The following is a 22,512-nucleotide window of genomic DNA, read 5'->3' as shown; positions in this document are numbered from 1 at the left end:
GATGCCGGGGTCAGCGCCGGGCGGCGTGGGCGCGATCGCCCAGGGCCCGAGTGAACTCCCATGCGTCGGAGACGATGCCGCGCAGATCGGTGTGCTGTGGGCGCCAGCCGAGTTCGTCGTGGGCCCGCTGCGACGATGCCACGAGCACGGCGGGATCGCCCGCACGCCGCTCGGCCGCCACCTCGGGGATGTCGCGGCCCGTCACCTCGCGGCAGGTGTCGATCACCTGACGCACCGAGAAGCCTTCGCCCGAACCGAGATTGAAAACGTCGTGCGCGCCGGTGCGGGCGTGATCGAGCGCGAGGAGGTGCGCATCGGCGAGATCCTTGACGTGCACGTAGTCACGCACCGCAGTGCCGTCGCCCGTGGGGTAGTCGGCGCCGAAGACGGCGATGTCCGGACGCTGCCCCAGCGCGGTCTGCAGCACCAGCGGGATCAGATGCGTTTCCACCTCGCGGTTCTCGCCGATCCCCGCGTAGCTTCCCGCCACGTTGAAGTACCGCAACGAGACGGCGGCCAGCCCGTAGGCGGTGGCGTACGACGAGATGGCGGCGTCGATGGCGAGCTTGGTGGCGCCGTAGGTGTTGGTGGGCGCGGTGCGCGCGTCCTCGGTGATCGGAACCGATTCGGGCTCACCGTAGGTGGCGGCGGTCGACGAGAACACCAGCCGGGGCACACCCGCGGCGAGCATCGCGTCCAGTAGCGACAGCGTGGTGACCACGTTGCCCTGCCAGTAGTTGTGCGGATGCTTCACCGACTCGCCGACGAGCGACTTGGCCGCGAAATGCAGCACCCCGTCGAACTCGCCGTCGATGAGAATCGGACGGGCCGCCGTCGCCACGTCGCCCTCGACGAAGGTGGCACCGGCGGGGACCGCCTCGCGGTTGCCGGTGCTGAGATCGTCGAGGACCGTGACCTCATGCCCCTGCTCCAGCAGGACCTGAGTGCACACACTGCCCACATACCCGGCGCCGCCGGTCACCAGAAGACGCATCGAGCGACTACACCGCCTCGGCGAAGACGGCGTGCGCCATCTCGTCGGACAGCTCGAAGTCCTCGTGGCCCGCCACGGAGATCACCACGGAGCCGCGCTGCACGGTGACGGCGACGCGAGCGTCGGGCACCACACCCGCTTCCCGGAACCGGCTGATCAGGTCGTTATCGGCCTGCACGTGCTCGGCGAGCCGCTTGATCACCACGGCGGTGGGACCGCCCTGCGGCAGATCGGTGAGGCGCGCGGGACGAGCGAGCTCGCCCACGGTGGTCACGCCCAGATCGGCGAGCCCGGGGATCGGGTTGCCGTAGGGCGAGGTGGTGGGGTTGCCCAGCACCTCGAGCAGACGCCGCTCGACGTCCTCGCTCATGACGTGCTCCCAGCGGCAGGCCTCCGCATGCACGTTCTCCCACTGCAGCCCGATCACATCGACCAGCAGGCGCTCGGCGAGCCGGTGCTTGCGCATCACGGCGATGGCGAGGCTGCGGCCCTTATCGCTGAGTTCCAGATGACGGTCGCCGGCCACGCGGACGAGTCCGTCGCGCTCCATCCGCTGCACGGTCTGCGACACGGTCGGACCGCTCTGATCGAGACGCTCCGCGATGCGTGCGCGCAGCGGCACCACGCCCTCTTCCTCGAGTTCGTAGATGGTGCGCAGGTACATCTCGGTGGTGTCCACCAGATCGTTCACGAATCCAGCTCCTTCTCGTCGCGATCAGCTTAACGGAGACGCAACGCCATTCCCTCCGACTAAAGGTTACCTAACTTAGACGTGTCACAGCGCCCGGATATTCCCCGGCGCGCCGGGGGCCTCCGCAGCGGGGCGTGTGCTGCGTCGCATGCGGGGTAAACCGGTATGCCCGGATCATCGCGCCGATAGGCTCGAAGCATGGCACGGTTCCCCGACTCCCAGGTGGTCTGGGATCCCTCGGTACTCGAATACCGCTTCTCCCACTCGCACCCGATGGACCCGGTGCGGCTGCGGCTCACCATGGAACTGTCCCGGATGCTCGGCGTGATCGACGGAGCCGAAGTGGTGGCGCCCGCCGGTTTCGACGTGGCCGATCTCGCGCGCGCACACACGGACGACTATCAGGCCGCCGTCCGCGTGGCCGGTTCGGGCCGCTCCCGCATCGATCTCACCGGGTTCGGCCTCGGCAACGACGACAACCCCGTCTTCCTGCACATGCACGAGGCCGCGGCATCCATCGTCGGCTCCACCCTGACCGGTGCCAAGGCGATCGCCTCCGGTGCCGCCACCCGCGCCGCCAACATCGCCGGCGGCATGCATCACGCGATGCGCACCCACGCCTCCGGTTTCTGCGTCTACAACGACATCGCCATCTCGATCTCCTGGCTCCTCGACAACGGATTCGACCGGATCGCCTACATCGACGTCGACGCCCACCACGGCGACGGTGTGCAGGCGGCCTTCTGGAACGATCCGCGGGTGCTGACCATCTCGGTGCACGAGGACCCGCAGCACCTGTGGCCGGGCACCGGCTTCCCGTCGGAGCTCGGCGGCCCCGAGGCCCGGGGCACGGCCGTCAACGTGCCGGTGCCCGCGTTCTGTCCGGACGGGCTGTGGCTGCGCGCCTTCCACGCGGTCGTCCCGTCGGTGGTGCGCGAGTTCCGGCCGCAGCTCATCGTCAGTCAGTGCGGGTGCGATTCGCACGCGGCCGATCCGCTCACCGATCTCTCACTCTCCGTGGATGGTCAGCGGGCCGCGATGCTCGCGATGCGCGATCTCGCCGATGAGGTCTGCGACGGCCGCTGGCTCGCGGTGGGCGGCGGCGGATACCAGCTGGTGTCGGTGGTCCCGCGGGCCTGGACGCACCTGCTGGGTGCGGTGGTCGGCGTCGACGTCGACCCGGCCACGCCGATCCCCCAGGAGTGGAAGGACCTCGTGGCGCAGATCCCCGCCGATCGCCTCGGTGGCGAAGCAGGGCCGATCCCGGACACCATGGGGGAGGGCGGCGACACCCACTACACACCGTGGGAGCCCTCGTCCTTCGACCCGGCGGCGCCGAGCATCGACGCCGCCACCGACCGCTTCATCGCCCGTGCCCGATCAGCGGTCTTCCCGCTCCATGGACTGGACCCGGAGGATCCCCGTGACTGACCAGAACCCCGGGGCGCCGGCCGATCCGGCGCCGTCGAACTCCGTGCCCCACAAAGAGGTCGAGGTGCAGGCATCGTCGGGCGGACGGACCGGACCGTACGAGTTCCCGGCGCACTGGGTGGCCGATGTGCTGGCCTCCGACGGCGGCGTGGTGCACCTGCGGCCCGTGGTGCCCGACGATGCCGACGCCATCGTGGCCTTCCACGCGGGGCTGTCCGAGCGCACCCGGTACCTGCGCTACTTCGGCCCGTACCCGGTGATGCCGCCGCGCGATGTGGCACGGATGACCACCGTCGACCACCACCAGCGGGTGTGCCTGCTGGCGCTGCTGGGCGACAAGATCATCGCCGTGGGCCTGTACGAGGGCCTCGCCGATGCGGGCAAGCCCACCTCCGCCGAGGTGGCCTTCGTGGTGGCCGACGAGCACCAGGGCCGCGGTCTGGGGCCGATCCTGCTCGAACACCTCGCCGGTGCCGCGGCGGAGTGCGGGTTCCACCGGTTCGAGGCCGAGGTGCTGGCCGAGAACCGCTACATGGTCAGTGTCTTCAAGGCGGCCGGCTACGAGTTGCGCCGCAGCTTCGACGGCAGCGTGGTGCACGTGGAGTTCGGCATCGACCCCACCGAGGCGCTGATCGCCGTGCGCAACGCGCGCGAGCTGGCGTCCGAGGCGCGCAGCGTGCGCAATGCCCTGCAGCCCACCTCGATCGCCGTGATCGGTGCCTCCGCCACCCCGTCGAAGGTGGGACATGCGGTGCTGCGCAACCTCATCGCGGGTGACTTCGCCGGCCCGGTGTACCCCGTGCATCCCGAGCGTCGCTCGGTCGCGGGTATCCGCGCGTACGAGTCCGTGCGCGACATTCCCGACCAGGTCGATCTCGCCGTGGTCGCGGTGCCCGCCGACAACATGGACCAGGTGCTCGACGACTGCCTCGCGAAGGAGGTGCGGACGCTGCTCGTGGTCTCGTCCGGCTTCTCCGACGCCGGCGGCCGCGGTACCGAATCCGAGCAGCGGCTGCTCACCGCCGTGCGGTCGCACGGCATGCGGCTGATCGGCCCGAACGCGCTCGGCGTGATCAACACCGACGGCGAGGTGCGCCTGAACGCCACCCTCGCGCCGGTGGTGCCCGGTCCCGGCAACGTGGGCTTCTTCTGCCAGTCCGGGGCGCTGGGGATCGCGATCCTCGACACCGCCACCAAACGCGGCGTGGGCCTGTCCACCTTCGTCTCCGCCGGTAACCGCGCCGATATGTCCGGCAACGATGTGCTGCAGTACTGGGACACCGACCCGGCCACCGAGGTGGTGCTGCTATACCTCGAGAGCTTCGGTAATCCGCGCAAGTTCGGGCGGATCGCGCGCCGCCTGTCCCGCCAGAAGCCGATCGTCGCGGTGCATCGCGGTGGCGTCGACTACGACCAGCGTCGCCGGGCATCCGAGGCGCTGTTCGAGAATTCCGGTGTGGTGCAGGTGGATTCGATCCCGGAGCTGTTCGACTGCGCCACCTTCTTCAGCTACCAGCCCTTGCCCGCGGGACCGCGGGTGGCGGTCATCGGCAATTCGACGGCGCTGGGCGTGCTGGCCACCCACACCGGCATGCGCCTCGGACTCGATGTGGCCGAACCCGTCGATCTGGGCGCAGCCGCCACCCCGGAGGAGTTCGGCGCGGCCATCGACGCCGCGCTCGCCGACGATGCGGTGGACGCGATCATCGCCGTTTTCGTCCCACCGGTCGAGGCGCCGCCCGAGGCGCACGCCGCGGTCCTGTTGGAGGCCTCACGCCGCCAGATCAAGCCGATCGTCTCCACCTTCCTGGCCTTCGACGGCGTCACCGAGCTGCTCGCCGTGACCGACGAGGACGGGGTGCGGGTCCGCGGTTCGGTGCCCTCGTACCCCGAGCCCGAGCGCGCGGCGCGGGTCCTCGCGAACGGCTGGAAGTACGCGCAGTGGCGCGCACGGCCCGTCTCCGATGTGGCGCGCCCCGACGGCACCGACGCCGAATCCGCCCGCACCATGGTGCGCGAGCTGCTCCCGCCGGCGAACGGCGACGGCGGTTCGGTGACGCTGACCTTCGAGCAGGGCGCGGAGCTGCTGCGGCTCTACGGCGTCGAGGTGGTGCCGTTCGACGTGGTGGCCTCGCCGGAGGCGGCCGTGGCGGCCGCCGACCGGCTCGGCTACCCGGTAGCGGTCAAGGCCATGGGCGACCGGTGGCGGCTGCGTGCCGATCTCGCCGCCGTGCGGCTCGATCTCAGCGGACCCGAGGCCGTCGCCGCGGCCTTCGCCGAGCTCGCGGAGCAGACGGGGGAGCGCACCCTGCACGTGCAGCGGATGGCGGCCAAGGGGATCGGCTGCGCGCTCGGCTACGACAACGATCCCAGGATCGGGCAGATGCTGTCCTTCGGCCTGAGCGGGGCGGTCCCGGAGTTGTTGGGCGACCGCGCGTACCGCCTGCTGCCGCTCACCAATGCCTCCGCGCACGATCTGCTCTCGGCACCGAAATCGGCGCCCCTGCTGGACGGATTCGCGGGCGAGGCCGGCGTGGACCGCGTGGCCCTCATCGACGTGATGACCAGGATCGCGGCGCTGGCCTACGAGGTCCCGGAGATCCAGAGCATCGACTGCCAGCCGATCCTGGCCACCACCACCGGCGCCTCCGTGCTGTCGGTGGTGATCCGGATCGGTCACGCGAACGATGTCCTGGCCCAACAGGCGGAACCGCGCCGGCTGTGAGCCGACGCGGTTCCTTCGGTGATGGTTCTTCGGTGACGCCCGAGCTGGTGTCGCCCGGGCTGGTGTCGCCCTAGCTGGCGTAGGCCCGCAGCCGGTCGGCACGCTCGCCGTTGCGCAGCTTGCTCATGACCTCGCGCTCGATCTGGCGGACCCGCTCGCGCGAGAGGCCGAACAGCTTGCCGATCTGGTCGAGGGTGCGCGGCTGACCGTCGTCCAGGCCGTAGCGCAGCCGGATGACCTGCTGCTCACGCTCGTCGAGCGTGGCGAGCACCGAGCGGACGTCGCTGTGCATGAGCGTCGAGATGACCGCCGACTCGGCCGAGGCGGCCTCGGCGTCCTCGATGAAATCGCCCAGCGGGGCCTCCTCATCGGAACCGACGGGCATGTCCAGGCTCACCGGATCACGCGAGTGATCCATGAGATCGGCGATCTTCTCGGCGGGGATGCCCGACTCGGCGGCCAGCTCGGCATCGGTGGCCTCGCGGCCCAGCTGCTGGTGCAGCTCGCGGCGGATGCGTGCCAGCTTGTTCACCTGCTCCACGAGGTGGACGGGCAGCCGGATGGTGCGCGACTGATCGGCCATGCCGCGGGTGATCGCCTGGCGGATCCACCAGGTGGCGTACGTCGAGAACTTGAATCCCTTGGCGTAGTCGAACTTCTCCATCGCGCGGATCAGGCCGAGGTTGCCCTCCTGGATCAGGTCCAGCAGCGGCATGCCGCGGCCGGTGTAGCGCTTGGCCAGCGACACCACGAGGCGCAGGTTGGCCTCCAGCAGGTGCTGGCGCGCGGCCTGGCCGTCGCGGACGATGAAGGCCAGGTCACGCTTCTTCGACGCCGACAGACGCTTCTTGGTGTCGAGCAGGTGCTGGGCGTACAGCCCGGCCTCGATGCGCTTGGCCAGCTCGACCTCGTCCTCCGCGGTGAGCAGTGCGGTGCGGCCGATGCCGTTGAGGTACACCCGCACCAGGTCGGCTGCGGGGCTCTGAGCGTCGAGATCGGCCTCCGTCAACTCGGGACGGACACGCTCGGCTGTGGGGGCAGTGGTGCTGAAGCGGTGTGCCATGGTGGCTCCTCCTAATCGCCGGTACATCTGTTCAACGGACGACCGGCGCGGAGAGTTCCCGAGGCACACCGTGTTGACCTGCGCAAATGCAGAGTCGATCTAAGAAGTTGCTTAAAGAAATGTGACAAAGCCATGACGGTGCAGGTCGGCCAGGAGCCGGTGGGCCGGATCCCGCAGGCCTTCCTCGCCCGTCGCGGCCTCGAGCAGCTCGACCAGATCGTCGGTCGTGAGCCCGCCGAGGCAGCCGGCCAGTAGCCGCGCCGCCGCATCGTCGATGTCATGGGTCCAGCGCGGGCCGGACATCCGCGTGACCCGCACCGCCGCCTCGTCCCAGCCCTCGTCGCCGGCCACGGACACCCGCTCCAGCGCCACATCTGGCATGAGCCGGGGTCGGGCCGCGCCGAGGTCGGCATCGTGCAGCCACGCCATGCGGGCGAAATGGCCGGGCACCTCGGCTCCCAGCGGATCGTCGAAGGGCTGCGAGAGTTCCTCGCACACCACCTCGGACGGACCGTCGATCGCCCGGAGGTAGACGAAGCCGAAACCGATGCCGGTGACCGCGGCATCCGCCAGATGCGCCAGCCACCGATCCGATTTGGCCCGTCCCTCGCCGACGCGGGGGTCGAGCCCCTCGTCGCGCAGCCAGGTGCCCACGTACAGCGCGGGATCGGCCACATCGCGCTGCAACACCCACGCCGCGACGCCCTCGGACGGCAGCCACGAGGCCACCCGCGCCTGCCAGGACTCGCCCTCGCGATGCACCCAGGAGGCGAGCAGCGCCGCGGTCCCGCCGGGCGCCAGATGCTCCGGTGCGCCGCGGACCACCAGTTCCGAGGCGCCGTCGAGATCCAGGCCGGAGTCCCGGTAGGTGTGGTCGACCCTGCCCTCGCCCACCACGAACGGGGGATTGGCCACCAGCAGGTCGAAACGTTGCCCGGCGACCGGTTCGAACCAGCTCCCGGCCCGCACGTCCACCTCGACGCCGTTGAGGGCAGCCGATGCGGCGGCGAACCCTGCCGCCCGCTCGCTGATGTCGGTCGCGACCACGCGCTCGGCGAAACGAGCAGCGGCACAGGCGTGCACGCCGCATCCGGTGCCGAGGTCCAGCACGGTGCCCACCGCTGCGCGCGGCGTCGCGCGCAGCAGCGACTGCGAGGCGTGGCCCACGCCGAGCACGTGCTCGCGGTGCTGCGGGTGCGGCCGCATCAGGCCGTCGAGATCGGAGACGAACCACTGGGTCGCGCCGTCCGGCAGATCGAGCGGGCGCAGGCCCAGCGCGGCGCGGACCGCGGACGGATCGTCGGGGTCGGCCTCGAGAAGTCCCGCGGCCACGGCCTCGTCGGCCGTGACGGGATGCAGGGCACCGTCGACCTGCGCACCGGGCACCGGCGCCGCGGCGAGGAACAAGCGGGTCAGGACCGCGAGTGGTTCGGGGCCGGCGGCCGCGGCCAGGACCGGGCCGGGTTCGCCGCGCGAGAGGCACCCGAAGACGTCGTCACCGAGCAGATCGCGAACGCCCGATTCGGTGAATCCCGCGGAGGCCAGGGCGGGACCGAGCCGTTGGCACAGCGGTGCCAGCGCAGGGGAGAGGTGCATCGGGGCGGGGTGGGACTCACTCACCGGGGACGGTGACGGTCTTGATCGGGTGGCCCTGCAGCGCGAGACGCTCGTTCTTGCGGGCCGTGAACCGGCCGGGCTCGCCCCGGCGCCGCTTGGGCCGATCGTTCGCGCGGATGACGGCGATCCACGGGATCGGGATCGAGACGGCGATGATCGCGAGCGCGATCGGCCAGTTGCCGGTGGCCGAGTACACCCACGCCGAGATCACCAGGGCGGGAATGCGGAAGGCCATGATCAGCAGGTAGCGACGGACCCGGCGCCGGTGCTGCTCCTCGTAGGAGTCCTCGGCGTTGGTGATCACGTACGCACCCCGATGGGTGGACGCGCCCGTGTCCTCGCTTTCAGTCACCCTCCGATCGTCCCACTGGTCCTGGCAGAATGAAAGTCATGAGCACGAAGACCCTGGAGAAGCCCGATGTCGACGTCGATGCCGACACCGGCACCGACGACGACACACCCAAGTTCTTCCACTACGTGCGCAAGAACAAGATCGCCGAATCGGCGGTGATGGGGAACTTCGTGGTCGCGCTGTGCGGCGAGACCTTCCCCGTCACCAAGTCGGCGAAGCCCGGTTCGCCGGTGTGCCCGGAGTGCAAGAAGATCTACGACCGCATGAAGAAGTAGTCAGCGCGGTTCGACCTCGCGCGGCGCACCCGCGGGTTCCCGCGGCGGCGGCCGCCGGGTGATCTCCCGTGCCTCCGGCGGAGGCCCCGGCGGGGGCCCGGGGAGTGGCTCGGGGTCGGGTTTGCGCTTCGGGCGGCGGATCGGATCGGTCGCGCGCCGCAGCCCCTCCGCCGCGACGCGGCCGGGATTGTCGATGCCCACTTCCTTCATCGTCCCCGTGACCCACTCCCGCAACTGGTCGGTCTTGACCTCGCGGGCGGGCCACCGCGCCTGCAACGCGGCGTTGAACTCGGCACCGACCATCACGGCGAAGCCGAGGAAGAACGTGAACAGCAGGAAGGCGATGGGGGTCGCCAGCGCGCCGTAGGAGTAGCCGCGGGTGGCGATCACACTGAGGTACACGCGCAGGCCGGTGGAGGCCACCAGGAAGATGAGCGCCGCGAAGGCCGCGCCCGGAACCTGCCGGTACCAGGGCAGCGGCCGGGGGAGCGCCTGCCGGTACAGCAGCGCCAGCGCCCCGACGAGGAGTGCGACCACGAACGGCAGGTAGCCGATGTCGATCAGCCGGCCGACCGCCGGATGCCAGGACGCGGGCAGGTACTTGACGATCAGCGTGGGCCCGAGCGCGACGAGCGGCAGCGTCAGCACCGCGATCACCAGGAACTCGATGTACAGCAGCACCGCGAAGAAGCGCTGGTGCACCGGGTTGCGCACGGTGTGCTGATCGTGCGCCATGCAGATCGAATCCACGAACGACGACAACGCGGACGATCCGGCCCACAGGGCGATGATGAAACCGATCGAGACGATGTCGAAACGGCCCTCGCGGAGCACGCCGTCGACCATCGGCCCGATGATCTCCTGCACCACGCTGTCGGTGAACACCGAGGTGCTGAACGACAGGATCTTGTCGTGGATCACGTTGATCGTGTCGGGGCCGAACAGGTTCGCCACGTAACCGGTCAGGCCGAGCAGGCCCAGCAGCAGCGGCGGGAGCGAGAGGGTCTGCCAGAAGGCGGCCTGCGCGCTCTGCCCGATGATCGAGTCGTCCCAGGACTTGACGATCGTCCGCCAGAAGATCCGCGGCATCGACCGGATCACCGCGAGCGCACGCGTGTGCAGCGGGGCCGCCCGGGGCCGATCGAGGTCCTGGGTCTGCGGCCCCGCGGCCGGCGGTGCGGGCACCGGAGCGGGCTGGTCGTCGTCCATCACCCTCCAGTCTTCCCCACCTGGCCCGATTGCGCCGTAACCGGATCGGCCGCGTGTTGCCGGTAGACTCCCTCGGGTCTGAAAGTCGAAATGCTGCGCCCTCGGGGGCGTCGTTGAGGGGTGCGTTTTTCCATGGCGGGTTCACTTCGTGTCTGGCAGCGCCGTGCGCTCACGAAGTATCTGACCGCGAAGCCGCAGGACTTCCTGGCCGTGGCCACCCCCGGTGCCGGTAAGACGACGTTCGCCCTGCGTGTGGCGGCGGAACTGCTCGCCGACCGCACCGTTGAGCGGGTCACCGTGGTGGCCCCCACCGAGCACCTGAAGTACCAGTGGGCCGAGGCGGCCTCGCGCAACGGCATCAACCTCGACCCGAACTTCACCAACTCCGGCGGCAGCACCTCGTCGGACTTCGACGGTGTCGTGATCACCTACGCACAGGTGGGCATGCACCCGTTCAAGCATCACGCGCGCACCAGCGCCTACAAGACCCTCGTGATCCTGGATGAGATTCATCACGCCGGCGACGCGAAGAGCTGGGGCGAGGGTGTGCGGGAGGCCTTCGAGCCCGCGACCCGGCGGCTGGCGCTCACCGGTACCCCGTTCCGCAGCGACGACAACCCGATCCCGTTCGTGACCTACGAGCCGGAGTTCGGCGGCGGCCAGCGGTCCAAGGCCGATCACGTGTACGGCTACTCCGACGCCCTCGCCGACGGCGTGGTGCGGCCCGTGGTCTTCCTGGCCTATTCCGGGCAGGCGAGCTGGCGCACCAGCGCGGGTGAGGAGTTCACCGCCCGGCTCGGCGAGCCGCTGAGCAAGGAGCAGACGGCGCGCGCCTGGCGCACCGCTCTGGACCCGCACGGCGACTGGATCCCCGCGGTGCTGCAGGCGGCGAACACCCGGCTCGATCAGCTGCGCACCACCATGCCCGACGCCGGCGGTCTGGTGATCGCCACCGATCAGAGCACCGCGCGTGACTACGCCGAACTGCTGCAGGACATCACGGGCGAGCAGGTCACCCTGGTGCTGTCCGACGATCCGACCGCATCGAAGCGGATCAGTGCCTTCTCGGCGAGCCGCGACAAGTGGATGGTGGCCGTGCGGATGGTGTCCGAGGGTGTGGACGTTCCGCGGCTGGCCGTGGGTGTGTACGCCACCAGTGCCTCGACGCCGCTGTTCTTCGCACAGGCCATCGGCCGCTTCGTGCGGTCGCGGACGAAGGGCGAGACCGCCAGCGTCTTCCTGCCCTCGGTGCCGGTGCTGCTGGACCTCGCCTCGAAGCTGGAGGAGCAGCGCGATCACGTGCTCGGCAAGCCGCACCGCGACTCCGACGGGCTCGACGACGCGCTGCTGATCGACGCGAACAAGCAGAAGGACGAGCCGGGCGAGGAGGAGAAGGCCTTCGTCTCCCTGCACGCCGACGCCGAGCTCGACCAGCTCATCTACGACGGTTCCTCGTACGGCACCGCCACCTTCTCGGGCAGTGATGAGGAGGCCGACTACCTGGGGCTGCCCGGACTGCTCGACGCGGACCAGATGCGGGCGCTGCTCAAGCAGCGGCAGAAGGAGCAGGTGGACACGCGATCCGTGGAGGCCGAGCGTCCTGCGCCCCCGGTCGAGGTGGCCGAGCGGGCCACCGCCGGCGAGCAGCTCTCGGCGTTGCGCCGCGAGCTGAACTCGTTGGTCGCCATGCACCACCACCGCACCGGTAAACCGCACGGCGTGGTCCACAACGAACTGCGCAGCCGGCTCGGTGGCCCGGTCACGGCGATGGCCTCCGCGGAGCAGCTCCGCGAGCGGATCGCCGCCCTGCGCACCTGGCGCTAGCGACCGGCCCGGCGCCGGAAACGGCAGTGCCCGGCGACCGAAGTCGCCGGGCACCAAGCCTTTTCACGCCGTCGCGTCAGACGCCGACGGGTTCTCCGCCGGTGACTGCGGCACCCTGGGATTCGAGCTTGTCGCGGTGCTCAGCGAAGTGATGCCCGCAGAACAGCAGCTCGAACCCCGACGGGAGTACGGCGCGCACCTGTGCGGCCGCGGCGCACCGATCGCACCGGTCGGACGCGGTGAGCGGAGCCTCGGTGGCAACCGTGGCGGTGTCGATGTTCGTCATGACTCCTCCGTTCTACGAACCGATCACTATCCCCTGCGGAGGCGGAGCGAACTCCCTCTCCGTGGCTTTTCTACATCTAGATATACGTCTGACGATACCGAATTGTTCCCGCCGAGCGGGGGAGGCGGGGCTCACACTCGTAAGGTGGCGGCGTGCCCCGTCAGCTGATCCCCGCGATGTTCATCGTCGGCGCGGTCAGTCAGTACGTGGGCGCGTCGCTGGGTGTCGGATTGTTCGAACAGCTCTCCCCGGCCGCGGTCGCCTGGCTGCGCGGCGCCGGCGCCGGATTGATCCTGGTCGCGGTGCTCCGGCCGCGTCGCGCCGACTGGTCGCGCACGAGACTGCGTGCCGCGGCGGGCTTCGGCACGGTGACGGTGCTGATGAACATCGCCTTCTACGAGTCGATCGCGCACATCGACCTGGGGACGGCCGTGGCCATCGAGTTCCTGGGCCCGATCGCCGTCGCGGTCGCCGGATCGCGGCGCGCCGTGGACCTGCTGGCCGCGGCTGCCGCCCTGATCGGGGTGGTGTGCGTGGCCGGGGTGAACATCGGCGGCGTCTCCGGGGTCGACGGTGCCGTGGGTGTCGCGTGCGCGCTGGTCGCCGCCGCGCTGTGGGCCGGGTACATCGTTCTCGGTAAGCGGGTCGCCGATGCCGGGGGCGGCATCGAGGGGCTGGGCGTGGGCCTGGCCGCGGGCGCGGTGGTGCTCGCCGTCCCCGCACTGGGCTTCGATGTGGCCACCCGCCCCGAGTCCTTCCTGGGTTGGGAGGTCTGGGTCGTGGGCCTGGGGCTCGGCCTGCTCAGCTCCGTGATCCCCTACGCGCTCGATCAGGTGGTGCTGCGCCGCATCGGGCGCGCCCGCTTCGCCCTCCTCCTGGCCCTGCTGCCGGTGACGGCGACGGCGGTCGGAGCGGTCATGCTGGGCCAGCGCCCCGGCTGGCTGGAGGCGGTCGGTATCGCACTGGTCGTGGCCGCCATCGTGGTCACATCACGGGACGTCGCCGAGGCCGCTCCTACCGGGGGCGCAGGTGGCTGACGGCGGCCGGTACCGCCAGGTGGCCGCACGGCGCCGGACGGCGGGTATCCGGGTGACGGGCCAGAGCAGATAGCCCAGGACCACCGCACGCAGGTGTCCGAGCGTGGCGTACAGCCCGAAGAAGGGCAGCGAGAGCTGCACCGCGATCGGCAACGCGACCATGGCCACCAGGCGCCATCGCACGCGCGCGATCCGGTACACCAGGAGTCCGGCGACGCACAGGCTGCCGTAGCTCACCCCGACGTCGACCATGCCGCTCACGTCCACGTCGTCGGTGAGCAGCCCGTGCGCCACCAGCCTGCCCGCGGAGAAGACGGCCACCAGCGAGGCCACGGCGCTGCCGGTGAAGTACACCGCGACCAGTCCGGCGTGGCCCAGCCACCGCTCCGCGGGGCCGAGCACCAGGATCGTCATCACCGTGGCGAAGACGATGTCGACCGGTTCGATCCACAGCGCCGAAGTCACCAGCGATTGCACCGGGTGGTGCGCGAACTGGGTGAGATTGGTGCTGTGCGCCAGCAACACCTCGGTCTGCACCGATTCCGGCAGCCCGATCAGCATGATCGAATTCACACACACGATCAGCCAGATGAGGGTCGCGGCGGGACTGGCGCGCACCCACGCGACGGCCGCCCACCCCAGTGCCTGCAACCGAGCGGCGCCGGGCCCGCCGCGTCGCACCTGCCACGCGCAGGCGCCGAGCACGGCGAGGACCGCGACGGTGACCGCGAGATCCATGTCGTTCAGTGTGACACCGCCGCTGTTCCGGTTAGATTCAGGTATGCACCGTGACGATCCGCAAGGCCACGTCCATCCGCCCCGCCCCGATCGAGACCCGTTCGGGCAGCCCACCTCCGGATTCAATCGCCGACGATTCCTCGCGGGGTTCGGAGTCCTGGCGGGCGCCGGTGTGCTCGCCGCGTGCGGCGTGCAGACGCCCGGCGGCGGACCGTCGACCTCCGCGCGGCCGAACCGGCCCCTCGCCGGCCCCGACCTGTCCGGGGTCGCGCCCGGCGTGCGCGTGCAGGACGATCTGTACCGGCACGTCAACGGAGCCTGGTACGACGGTTTCCAGATACCGGGCGACAAGGCCCAGTACTCGACCTTCGACGATCTCTCCGATCGGGCGCAGGAGCAGCTCAAGGCCATCATCGAGGGCATCAAGGATCCGCGGCCGCGGGGCGACGAGGCGAAGATCCGGGACGTCTACGAGGCGTACATGGACACCGCCCGGATCGACCGCGACGGTGCCGATCCGATCAAGCCGGACCTCGACGCCGTCGACAAGGCGGCCGATAAGGCGGCTCTCCTCGATGTGATCGGCGCGCACCAGAAGCAGGGCGTCTCGGGGCTGGTGGGCTACTACGTGGACACCGACCAGAAGGACTCGTCCAAGTACGCACTGAGCCTGGTGCAGTCCGGTATCGGGCTTCCCGACCAGGCCTACTACTCCGATCCGAAGTATGCGGAAGCCCGCGACAAGTACCGCGCCTACCTGGAGAAGATCGCCTCACTGGCCGGGCTCTCCGACGCCCCGGGCGTGGCCGCCCGCGTGCTGGCCTTCGAGACCGCGGTGGCCAAGGGGCATTGGGACAAGGTGCGGTCCCGCGATGCGACCGCCACGTACAACCCGCAGCCCTGGTCGCAGCTGGCCACGCTGGCGCCCGGATACGACTGGGACCGGTGGCAGAAGGCCGTGGGGATCAAGGCCGACGATGCGAAGAACGTGATCGTGGCCCAGCCCAGCTTCCTCACCGCGGTCGCGAAGCTGTGGGCGGACACCGATCTCGGGACGCTGAAGGATCATGCGCGCATCCAGGTGATCCGCGGGTACGCCGCGGTGCTCTCGGCGCCCTTCGCCGAGGCCAACTTCGACTTCTACTCGAAGACCCTCCGGGGTGTGGAACAGCAGCCGGAGCGATGGAAGCGGGGCGTGAGCGCCGTCGAGTCCGCGGTCGGCGAGGCGCTCGGAAAGCTCTATGTGGCCAAGCACTTCCCGGCCGATTCCAAGCAGCAGGCCGAACAGCTGGTCAACAACCTCAAGGGTGCCTACCGGGCCAGCTTCGCCGATCTCGACTGGATGACGCCCGCCACGCGCCGCGCCGCCGCGGCCAAGCTCGACAAGATCCGCACCAAGATCGGCTACCCCGACACGTGGCGCGACTACTCCGGGCTGAAGACGGACCCGAAGTCGGTGGTGGCCAACGCCCGTGCCTCCGCCGAGTTCGACAACGCCTACCAGCTGGCCAAGCTCCCCAAGCCGGTGAACCGCGACGAGTGGTTGATGACGCCCCAGACGGTGAACGCCTACTACAACCCGGGGATGAACGAGATCGTCTTCCCGGCGGCCATCCTGCAGTCGCCGTTCTTCTCGCCGGATGCCCAGGCCGCCGTCAACTACGGCGGGATCGGGGCGGTGATCGGGCACGAGATCGGCCACGCCTTCGACGATCAGGGCGCGAAGTACGACGGTGACGGCAACCTCAAGGACTGGTGGGAGCCCGCCGACCGGGCGGAGTTCGACAAGCGGACCAAGGCGCTGATCGCGCAGTACGATGCGCTCGTCCCCGCGGGACTGGCGCCCGAGAACAAGGTCAACGGCGGATTCACGGTGGGGGAGAACCTCGCGGACCTCGGCGGCCTGTCGATCGCGGTCGCCGCCTACCGGATCGCGGTGGCCAACCGCGACCCCGGTACCGAAGCGGCATCCGGGAGCTCGTCCTCGGCCGCCGCACCGTCGAGTGCGGCACCCGCTGCCGGTCCGGACCTGACGTCGCTGTTCCTGAGCTGGGGCCGGATCTGGCGCGCGAAGACCAGGCCCTCGGCCGCGGTCCAGGCGCTGGCGACGGATCCGCACGCGCCCAACGAGTTCCGCGCCAATCAGGTGGTCAAGAACATCGGTGCCTTCGCCGATACCTTCGGTGTGGGACCGGCCGACAAGGAGTGGCTTGATCCGAAGGACCGGGTCCGCATCTGGTGATCAGTCCAGGGCCGGCGAACCCGGCCCGGACAGTTCGGCCCGCGAGGTGTCCTTGAGATCGACGCCCGACCTGCCGAGGCGTCGGGCGCCCACCACCAGGGCGGCGGCGATCCGCGCGGCGTCGGTGTAGCCGAGCCCCTCCGGGGGATGGATGTTCGAGATGCAGTTGCGATGCGCGTCCGTGACGCCCTGCCCGAAGTCCTCGGGATCGGCGCGGTGGGTGAGGTAGATCCCCAGGCTGTCGGCCACGGAGAGCCCGGGCCGTTCGCCGATCAGCACCAGCAGGGTGCGCACGCCGAGGGCGCGGGCCACGTGGTCGCCGAGCGCCACCCGCGCCTGCGTCGCGATCACGGGGGTCGCGACGGCGATGTCGTCGGGGAGTGCGGTCAGGATCGCCTGCGCCAGTGGCACACCGTGATCGGTGAGGGCACGCGGCGACAGACCGTCGGCGAGCACGATCGCCAGGTCGGCATCCGCGCGGGCGAGGTGCGCGACATCGGCGGGCGCGCGGCCGAGATCGGGGCGGCGCAGGTACTCGCCCCGATCCGCGGCGCGACTCACCACCGCGTGCGGTTCGCCCAGGCCCAGCGTGCGCACCTGCTCGGTGAAGGCCGCCACGTCGAGCGGCTGGTGCACCGCATCGCGGGCGGTCGCGTGCGCCGCCGCGAACTCCAGCACCCGGCGTGTGGGCAGGGCATCGCCGGTGCGTCCCAGGCCGATCCGGGACTGCGTGGTGGTGCGCAGGGCGTCCCAGAAGTCGCCGTCGCGGCGCTCCGGTGTGCTCATCGTCGTGTCCCCGCTGTGAGCTCGCGCAGGGGTGAGGTCTCGACCGCGATGTCGCGCAGGCCGCCGAGCTCGTCGGTCATGCCCTGGCTCGCCAGCCAGGCGTCGAACTCCGGTGCGGGGCGCAGCCCCAGGGCCCGGCGCACGTAGAGCGCGTCGTGGAAGGCCAGCGACTGGTAGCCCAGCATCACATCGTCCGCACCCGGCACCGTGATCACGAACGAGACCCCCGCCACGGCCAGGAGCGTGAGCAGGTCATCCATATCGTCCTGGTCGGCCTCGGCGTGATTGGTGTAGCAGACGTCCACGCCCATCGGCAGGCCCAGCAGCTTGCCGCAGAAGTGGTCCTCCAGCCCGGCCCGGGTGATCTGCTTGCCGTCGTAGAGGTACTCGGGGCCGATGAACCCGACCACCGTGTTCACCAGCAACGGATCCACGTGCCGGGCGACGGCGTAGGCACGTGTCTCCAGGGTCTGTTGGTCCACCGGCGCACCGCCGGTGCCCAGGTGCGTCCCGGACGACAGGGCGGAGCCCTGACCGGTCTCGAGGTACATCACGTTCTCGCCGACGGTGCCCCGCTGCAGTTCCCGGGCGGCGGTGTTGGCCTCCTCCAGCAGTGAGATCGACACGCCGAAGGCGGAGTTGGCGCCCTCCGTGCCGGCGATGGACTGGAAGACCAGGTCCACCGGTGCACCCTTCTCGATCAGGCCCAGTGTGGTGGTCACGTGGCTGAGTACGCAGGACTGGGTGGGGATCTCGAACCGGGTGCGCACCTCGTCCAGCAGGTGCAGCAGGTCCGAGGTCGCGTGCGGGGAGTCCGTCGCGGGATTGATCCCGATCACGGCGTCGCCGCAGCCCAGGAGCAGCCCGTCGAGGGTGGCGGCGGCGATGCCCTGCGGATCGTCCGTGGGGTGGTTGGGTTGCAGCCTGGTCGCGACGGTGCCGGGCAGCCCGATGGTGGTGCGGAAGGCCGCCGTCACCCGGACCGCGCGCGCCACGGCGATGAGGTCCTGGTTGCGCATCAGCTTGCTCACGGCGGCGACCATCTCCGGAGTGAGTGCGGGAGACAGGGCGGCGAGGCGGTCCCCGGCGTCGGGGGCGATGGCGATGCGCAGCAGCAGATCCCGCAGATCGCCCACGGTGAGGTGGGCGATCGGGGCGAACGCAGCGCGGTCGTGCGTATCGATGATGAGCCGGGTCACCTCGTCGGACTCGTAGGGCACGACGAGCTCTTCCAGGAGGGCCGTGAGCGGGACGTCGGCGAGTGCCCACTTCGCGGCGGCCCGCTCGGCGTCCGATTGTGCGGCGCACCCGGCGAGCTCGTCGCCCGAGCGCAGCGGGGTGGCCTTGGCCAGCAGGTCTGCCATCGAGGTGAAGGTGTACGTCACCCCGCGGACGGATTGCGTGCGGATCATGGTGCTCCGTTCGGCGATGATCGGGTGCGGCGTCGGCTTCCATTCAACGCGCCGCGCGGCGGTGTGCGGTGGAGTTCGCCCGCGTGCTCAGAAGACCGTGTCGGGGATCTCGCCCAGCGGGGCGCCGTCGGCTGGTCTCCGGTCGATTTTCGTGGGGCCGTGGGCTACTTGAGGTCGCGTTCCGCGTCGGCGAGTGCCGCGAACTCCTCGTCGGGCGAGTTGGCCACCAGGTGGTGCCGGCTGTAGACGCCGAAGTACACCAGGAAGGCGGCGAAGGCGGCCAGGGTGAGACCCGCGGCGAAGGGGTCCACGAGGAAGGTCGCGACCACGGCGATGCAGGCCACGATCAGCGCGAATGAGGTGGTGACGACGCCGCCGGGGGTGCGGTAGGGCCGCGGCATATCGGGCTCGCGGCGGCGGAGCACGATGTGGCTCACCATCATCAGCACGTAGCTCACCGCGGCCCCGAAGACGGCCATGTTCAGCAGGGTCGCGCCCTCGCCGATCAGCGACAGGATGAAACCGATCACGCCCGGCACGATGAGCGCGAGCACCGGAGCCTTGCGGGCGTTGGTGATCGACAGGTTCTTGGGCAGGTAACCGGCGCGTGAGAGGGCGAAGGTCTGCCGCGAGTACGCGTACATGATGGAGAAGAAGCTGGCCACCAGGCCGGCCAGGCCGATGTAGTTGACCACCTTGGCGGCGCCGCTGTCGCCGAGCGCCTCGACGAGCGGATTGCCACTGTCCGACAGTGCGTTCGCGCCCAGTGCCCCGGTGGCCAGGAGGAAGACGGTGGCACCGGTGACGATCAGGATGAGCATCGCGACGATGATCCCGCGGGGCACGTTCTTCTCGGGCTCGCGGGCCTCCTCGGCCGCCAGGGGAACGCCCTCGATGGCGAGGAAGAACCAGATCGCGAAGGGGAGTGCGGCCCAGATTCCGAGGTAGCCGTGGGGGAGCCAGCTCGATGCTCCTGCGGCGTCGGTAGCGGCGATGTCGGTGAGCTTGGAGGCGTCGAACCGGCCGATCGCGGCGACCGCGAAGACCACGAGTCCCACCAGCGCGATGGCGGTGATCACAAACATCGCCTTGAGGGCCTCGCCGGCGCCGGTGAGGTGGATGCCGATGAAGAGCGCGTAGACGAACAGGTACACCCACCAGCCGTCGGTGATGCCGAACAGGTTCAGCGATTGCACGTAGCCGCCGATGAAGGTGGCGATCGCCGCCGGGGCGATGGTGTATTCGATGAGAATGGCGGTGCCGGTGGCGAATCCGCCCCACGGCCCGAGCGCCCGCCGGGCGAAGGTGTAGCCGCCGCCCGCGGCGGGCAGGGCGGAGGACATCTCGGCCATGCCCAGCACCATCGCCAGGTACATGCCCGCGATCACCACGGAGGCGATGGCCAGGCCGCCGAATCCTCCCTGCGCGAGGCCGTTGTTCCAGCCGGCGTAGTCGCCCGAGATCACGTAGCTCACGCCCAGCCCGGCGAGCAGTACCCAGCCCGCCGATCCGGAGCGGAGCGTGCGTTTGGCGAGGTACGCGTCGGATTCGAAGGATTCATCCACCCCGTCGTGGTGGACGGTGCGCTGCGGTTCTGCGGTCACGTGCTGCCTCTCTTTCCTGAGCAGCCCATCGAACCGCCTCGGTGTTGCCGCATCGTTGCCGCGGAGTTTCCGAGATGGTCGTGGGTTGTGACGCAGGACACTACGAGGGTGGGAGTTGCACGGGGGTTGCAGCGCTCCGTCGGGCGGCTCAGTGCACGTCGAAGATCGACCTCTTGTCGTAGAAGTGCAGGACGTAGCGGCATTGCAGGCAGATCATGAGGATCATCTTGTGATTGGTGTAGCCCCATTTGGAGTCCTGGCGCGAGACCTCGCGCTGGAACTCCTCGCACTCGCATAATGGGCATCGCAAAGTAGGCATGTGGCGAGGTTAATCCGCGGTCGACGCCACCGCCCGGCATCCGGGGGATGGATGCCGGGCGGATTCGACGAGGAGCGGCTACAGGCCCATGTCCTTGGCGATGATCGACTTCATCACCTCGGACGTACCGCCGTAGATGCGGTTGACCCGGTTGTCGGCGTACAGCCGGGCGATCGGGTACTCGTTGATGTAGCCGTAGCCGCCGTGCAGTTGCAGGCAGCGGTCGATCACATCGGACGCGGCCTCGGTGCAGAACAGCTTGAGCGAGGCGGCGTCCGCGGCGGTGAGCTCGTGCGCGTCGTGGAGCTCGAGTCCGCGGTCGACGCAGGACTCCATCGCGTCGACCTTCGCCTTGCACGCGGCCAGCTCGAACTTGCTGTTCTGGAACGATGCCACCGTCTTGCCGAAGATGGTGCGGTCCTCGGTGTAGGCCTGGGCGAACCGCACCGCGGCCGCGGCCTGGGAGTACGCGCCGACCGCGATGGACAGGCGCTCCTGCGGCAGGTTCTGGCCGAGGTAGGAGAAGCCCTTGTTCTCCTCGCCGAGGAGGTCCTCGACGGGCACCTGGACATCGGTGAAGGACAGCTCGGCGGTGTCCGAGGTCCGCAGGCCGATCTTGTCGAGCTTGCGGCCCACGGCGTAGCCGGGGAGCGTGGTGTCCACCACGAACAGCGAGATGCCGTAGCGGCGATCGTCGTCCTTCGGCGGCGCCGTGCGGGCGCACACGATCACCCGGTCGGCGTTGACGCCGCCGGTGATGAAGGTCTTCGCACCGTTGAGCACGTAGTGCGTGCCGTCGGCCGAGAGCTTGGCGGTGGTCTTCATGCCGGCCAGGTCCGATCCCGTGCCGGGTTCGGTCATGGCGATGGCGAACATGGTTTCGCCCGAGGCCATGCCGGGCAGCCAGCGCTGCTTCTGCTCGTCGGTGGCCAGCCCCGTGAGGTAGGGGAGGCACAGCGCGATGTGCACGCTGGAGCCGCCAAAGGAGACGCCGGCGCGGCCGAGCTCCTCGCTGATCACGGCCTGGTACTTGAATGACTCGATGCCGGCGCCGCCGTACTCCTCGGGCACCTCGATGCCGAAGACGCCGAGCTCGCCGAGCTTGAGGTAGAACTCCTTGGGCACGATGCCGTTGGCGTACCACTCGTCGTAGTGGGGTACGACCTCGGACTCGATGAAGGCGCGCAGCGTCTCGCGGAAGGCCTCGTGATCGGCGGTGTAGACGGTACGACGCATGGTGAATCTCCTTGTTCGATAACTGAAATCGGTTGCGATTTACGTGCTTGACGGTGATCGCGTCGCGCCCACGGTACGGAGCGCGAGATCGGCGTAGTAGGCACCGATCTGTTCGGGGGTGATATCGCCGCCGTCGTGATACCACCGGGCCACGTCGATGCCGCTGGACAGCACGGCGGTGGTGGCCAATCGGGGTTCGTCGGTGTCGAAGGAGCCGTCCTGCACACCGGCGTCCACGATGGCGCGCAGCCGGCGGGTGATCTCCCGGCGTTGTTCGCCGACCTCGGCGCGGTGGTCCTCGGTGAGCGCCTCGAGCTCGTAGTTCACCACCCGCGCGCTGGTGTGTTGCGCGGCGTGGTGGCTGGCGAAGGCGTACAGCACCGCGTGCAGGCGGTCGGCCGGTGCGGCGGAACGGTCGTCGACCGAATCGATCAGGTCGATGATCAGCTGGTGCCCGTGGTAGGAGAGCTGGTACAGCAGTTGCTCTTTCGACTTGTAGTGCACGTACACCGCGGCGGGGCTCATGCCCGCGGCGGCGGCGATGTCGCGCGTGGTGGTGCCGTGGAATCCGCGTTCGGCGAAGGCCTCGGCTGCGGCGGAGAGCAGCCGGGCGCGCGTCGCATCGGCGCGGGACGGTGCGTCGGCGTCGGTCATGGGTGCGGTCCTTTTCG

General features: G+C 69.8%; 20 protein-coding genes. 6 read left to right on the top strand and 14 right to left on the bottom strand.

The features are described from left to right. Positions 1–10: 10 nt before the first annotated feature. Together galE and TTY48_RS18600 are read right to left on the bottom strand one after the other, a co-directional pair. On the bottom strand, positions 11–994 hold the full coding sequence (gene galE / locus TTY48_RS18605) for a UDP-glucose 4-epimerase GalE (protein WP_220659125.1): 984 nt from the start codon (positions 992–994) through the stop codon (positions 11–13). Between the two features lie 7 nt (positions 995–1,001). Next, positions 1,002–1,685 carry a metal-dependent transcriptional regulator gene (locus TTY48_RS18600; protein ID WP_220659124.1) on the bottom strand — a complete coding sequence of 228 codons (684 nt, stop codon included), beginning with the start codon at positions 1,683–1,685 and terminating at the stop codon, positions 1,002–1,004. 198 nt (positions 1,686–1,883) lie between these two features. Here TTY48_RS18600 and TTY48_RS18595 point away from each other — a divergent pair, with 198 nt between their 5' ends. Together TTY48_RS18595 and TTY48_RS18590 are read left to right on the top strand one after the other, a co-directional pair. Then, on the top strand, positions 1,884–3,116 hold the full coding sequence (locus tag TTY48_RS18595) for an acetoin utilization protein AcuC (protein WP_220659123.1): 1,233 nt from the start codon (positions 1,884–1,886) through the stop codon (positions 3,114–3,116). Beyond that, a complete protein-coding gene (locus TTY48_RS18590; RefSeq protein WP_374758725.1) occupies positions 3,109–5,841 on the top strand; it encodes a GNAT family N-acetyltransferase in 2,733 nt (910 codons plus the stop codon). The genes TTY48_RS18595 and TTY48_RS18590 overlap by 8 nt, the downstream gene beginning before the upstream one ends. 70 nt (positions 5,842–5,911) lie before the next feature. Here TTY48_RS18590 and TTY48_RS18585 read toward each other — a convergent pair whose 3' ends face one another. From TTY48_RS18585 to TTY48_RS18575, 3 genes are all read right to left on the bottom strand, one after another. After that, positions 5,912–6,904 (bottom strand): sigma-70 family RNA polymerase sigma factor, encoded by a 993-nt coding sequence (locus tag TTY48_RS18585; RefSeq protein WP_220659121.1) that lies wholly within the window; start codon positions 6,902–6,904, stop codon positions 5,912–5,914. A gap of 111 nt (positions 6,905–7,015) precedes the next feature. Next, positions 7,016–8,500 (bottom strand): methyltransferase, encoded by a 1,485-nt coding sequence (locus TTY48_RS18580; protein ID WP_220659622.1) that lies wholly within the window; start codon positions 8,498–8,500, stop codon positions 7,016–7,018. 16 nt (positions 8,501–8,516) lie between these two features. Further along, a complete protein-coding gene (locus TTY48_RS18575; protein WP_220659120.1) occupies positions 8,517–8,873 on the bottom strand; it encodes a DUF3099 domain-containing protein in 357 nt (118 codons plus the stop codon). 38 nt (positions 8,874–8,911) lie between these two features. Between TTY48_RS18575 and TTY48_RS18570 the strand changes: the two genes are divergently transcribed. Continuing rightward, positions 8,912–9,148 carry a DUF3039 domain-containing protein gene (locus tag TTY48_RS18570; RefSeq protein ID WP_220659119.1) on the top strand — a complete coding sequence of 79 codons (237 nt, stop codon included), beginning with the start codon at positions 8,912–8,914 and terminating at the stop codon, positions 9,146–9,148. Here TTY48_RS18570 and TTY48_RS18565 read toward each other — a convergent pair whose 3' ends face one another. Further along, positions 9,149–10,357: a YihY/virulence factor BrkB family protein gene (locus TTY48_RS18565; protein ID WP_220659118.1), complete on the bottom strand. Its 1,209-nt coding sequence runs from the start codon at positions 10,355–10,357 to the stop codon at positions 9,149–9,151. Positions 10,358–10,489: 132 nt separating this feature from the next. On the opposite strand from TTY48_RS18565, the gene TTY48_RS18560 reads away from it, so the two are divergent. Further along, positions 10,490–12,181 carry a DEAD/DEAH box helicase gene (locus TTY48_RS18560; protein WP_220659117.1) on the top strand — a complete coding sequence of 564 codons (1,692 nt, stop codon included), beginning with the start codon at positions 10,490–10,492 and terminating at the stop codon, positions 12,179–12,181. Between the two features lie 76 nt (positions 12,182–12,257). Here the strand turns inward: TTY48_RS18560 and TTY48_RS18555 are convergent, their stop codons facing one another. After that, complete coding sequence (locus TTY48_RS18555) at positions 12,258–12,467, bottom strand: hypothetical protein (protein ID WP_220659116.1); 210 nt, start codon at positions 12,465–12,467, stop codon at positions 12,258–12,260. Between the two features lie 152 nt (positions 12,468–12,619). On the opposite strand from TTY48_RS18555, the gene TTY48_RS18550 reads away from it, so the two are divergent. Further along, complete coding sequence (locus TTY48_RS18550) at positions 12,620–13,504, top strand: DMT family transporter (protein WP_255585819.1); 885 nt, start codon at positions 12,620–12,622, stop codon at positions 13,502–13,504. Here TTY48_RS18550 and TTY48_RS18545 read toward each other — a convergent pair. After that, the gene (locus tag TTY48_RS18545) at positions 13,457–14,242 is read right to left on the bottom strand and encodes a rhomboid-like protein (protein ID WP_220659115.1); all 786 of its coding nucleotides are present in this window, start codon (positions 14,240–14,242) and stop codon (positions 13,457–13,459) included. The genes TTY48_RS18550 and TTY48_RS18545 overlap by 48 nt on opposite strands. A 43-nt stretch (positions 14,243–14,285) precedes the next feature. On the opposite strand from TTY48_RS18545, the gene TTY48_RS18540 reads away from it, so the two are divergent. Then, on the top strand, positions 14,286–16,484 hold the full coding sequence (locus tag TTY48_RS18540) for a M13 family metallopeptidase (protein ID WP_255585818.1): 2,199 nt from the start codon (positions 14,286–14,288) through the stop codon (positions 16,482–16,484). On the opposite strand, the gene eutC is transcribed toward TTY48_RS18540, so the two are convergent. The 6 genes from eutC to TTY48_RS18510 all read right to left on the bottom strand — a co-directional run bounded on the left by eutC (position 16,485) and on the right by TTY48_RS18510 (position 22,495). Continuing rightward, positions 16,485–17,270: an ethanolamine ammonia-lyase subunit EutC gene (eutC, locus tag TTY48_RS18535; RefSeq protein WP_220659114.1), complete on the bottom strand. Its 786-nt coding sequence runs from the start codon at positions 17,268–17,270 to the stop codon at positions 16,485–16,487. After that, positions 17,267–18,682, bottom strand: coding sequence for an ethanolamine ammonia-lyase subunit EutB (locus TTY48_RS18530; RefSeq protein ID WP_220659113.1), 1,416 nt, complete (start codon positions 18,680–18,682; stop codon positions 17,267–17,269). Before TTY48_RS18530 ends, eutC begins: the two co-directional genes overlap by 4 nt. Positions 18,683–18,846: 164 nt before the next feature. Continuing rightward, a complete protein-coding gene (gene eat, locus TTY48_RS18525; protein WP_220659112.1) occupies positions 18,847–20,286 on the bottom strand; it encodes an ethanolamine permease in 1,440 nt (479 codons plus the stop codon). Positions 20,287–20,434: 148 nt separating this feature from the next. Next, positions 20,435–20,605: a hypothetical protein gene (locus TTY48_RS18520; RefSeq protein ID WP_220659111.1), complete on the bottom strand. Its 171-nt coding sequence runs from the start codon at positions 20,603–20,605 to the stop codon at positions 20,435–20,437. Positions 20,606–20,683: 78 nt separating this feature from the next. Beyond that, on the bottom strand, positions 20,684–21,841 hold the full coding sequence (locus TTY48_RS18515) for an acyl-CoA dehydrogenase family protein (RefSeq protein ID WP_220659110.1): 1,158 nt from the start codon (positions 21,839–21,841) through the stop codon (positions 20,684–20,686). Positions 21,842–21,880: 39 nt separating this feature from the next. Next, entirely contained in the window at positions 21,881–22,495 is a 615-nt protein-coding gene (locus tag TTY48_RS18510; RefSeq protein ID WP_220659109.1) for a TetR/AcrR family transcriptional regulator, read from the bottom strand. Positions 22,496–22,512 lie beyond the last annotated feature (17 nt).

Source organism: Tsukamurella sp. TY48, from assembly GCF_019656655.1.
In the GTDB taxonomy this organism is placed as follows: Bacteria; Actinomycetota; Actinomycetes; order Mycobacteriales; family Mycobacteriaceae; genus Tsukamurella; species Tsukamurella strandjordii.
Note: the sequence above shows the minus strand (reverse complement) of the source record. Positions and strands in the feature narration are given on the sequence as shown.

Bases quoted from the DNA above. Each gene is read 5' to 3' on its own strand.
- TTY48_RS18510 (WP_220659109.1), bottom strand. From the start codon at position 22,495: ATGACCGACGCCGACGCACCGTCCCGCGCCGATGCGACGCGCGCCCGG.
- TTY48_RS18530 (WP_220659113.1), bottom strand. From the start codon at position 18,682: ATGATCCGCACGCAATCCGTCCGCGGGGTGACGTACACCTTCACCTCG.
- eutC (WP_220659114.1), bottom strand. From the start codon at position 17,270: ATGAGCACACCGGAGCGCCGCGACGGCGACTTCTGGGACGCCCTGCGC.
- TTY48_RS18595 (WP_220659123.1), top strand. From the start codon at position 1,884: ATGGCACGGTTCCCCGACTCCCAGGTGGTCTGGGATCCCTCGGTACTC.
- TTY48_RS18515 (WP_220659110.1), bottom strand. From the start codon at position 21,841: ATGCGTCGTACCGTCTACACCGCCGATCACGAGGCCTTCCGCGAGACG.
- TTY48_RS18555 (WP_220659116.1), bottom strand. From the start codon at position 12,467: ATGACGAACATCGACACCGCCACGGTTGCCACCGAGGCTCCGCTCACC.
- TTY48_RS18580 (WP_220659622.1), bottom strand. From the start codon at position 8,500: ATGCACCTCTCCCCTGCGCTGGCACCGCTGTGCCAACGGCTCGGTCCC.
- galE (WP_220659125.1), bottom strand. From the start codon at position 994: ATGCGTCTTCTGGTGACCGGCGGCGCCGGGTATGTGGGCAGTGTGTGC.
- TTY48_RS18570 (WP_220659119.1), top strand. From the start codon at position 8,912: ATGAGCACGAAGACCCTGGAGAAGCCCGATGTCGACGTCGATGCCGAC.
- TTY48_RS18520 (WP_220659111.1), bottom strand. From the start codon at position 20,605: ATGCCTACTTTGCGATGCCCATTATGCGAGTGCGAGGAGTTCCAGCGC.
- TTY48_RS18565 (WP_220659118.1), bottom strand. From the start codon at position 10,357: ATGGACGACGACCAGCCCGCTCCGGTGCCCGCACCGCCGGCCGCGGGG.
- TTY48_RS18560 (WP_220659117.1), top strand. From the start codon at position 10,490: ATGGCGGGTTCACTTCGTGTCTGGCAGCGCCGTGCGCTCACGAAGTAT.
- TTY48_RS18585 (WP_220659121.1), bottom strand. From the start codon at position 6,904: ATGGCACACCGCTTCAGCACCACTGCCCCCACAGCCGAGCGTGTCCGT.
- TTY48_RS18545 (WP_220659115.1), bottom strand. From the start codon at position 14,242: ATGGATCTCGCGGTCACCGTCGCGGTCCTCGCCGTGCTCGGCGCCTGC.
- TTY48_RS18540 (WP_255585818.1), top strand. From the start codon at position 14,286: ATGCACCGTGACGATCCGCAAGGCCACGTCCATCCGCCCCGCCCCGAT.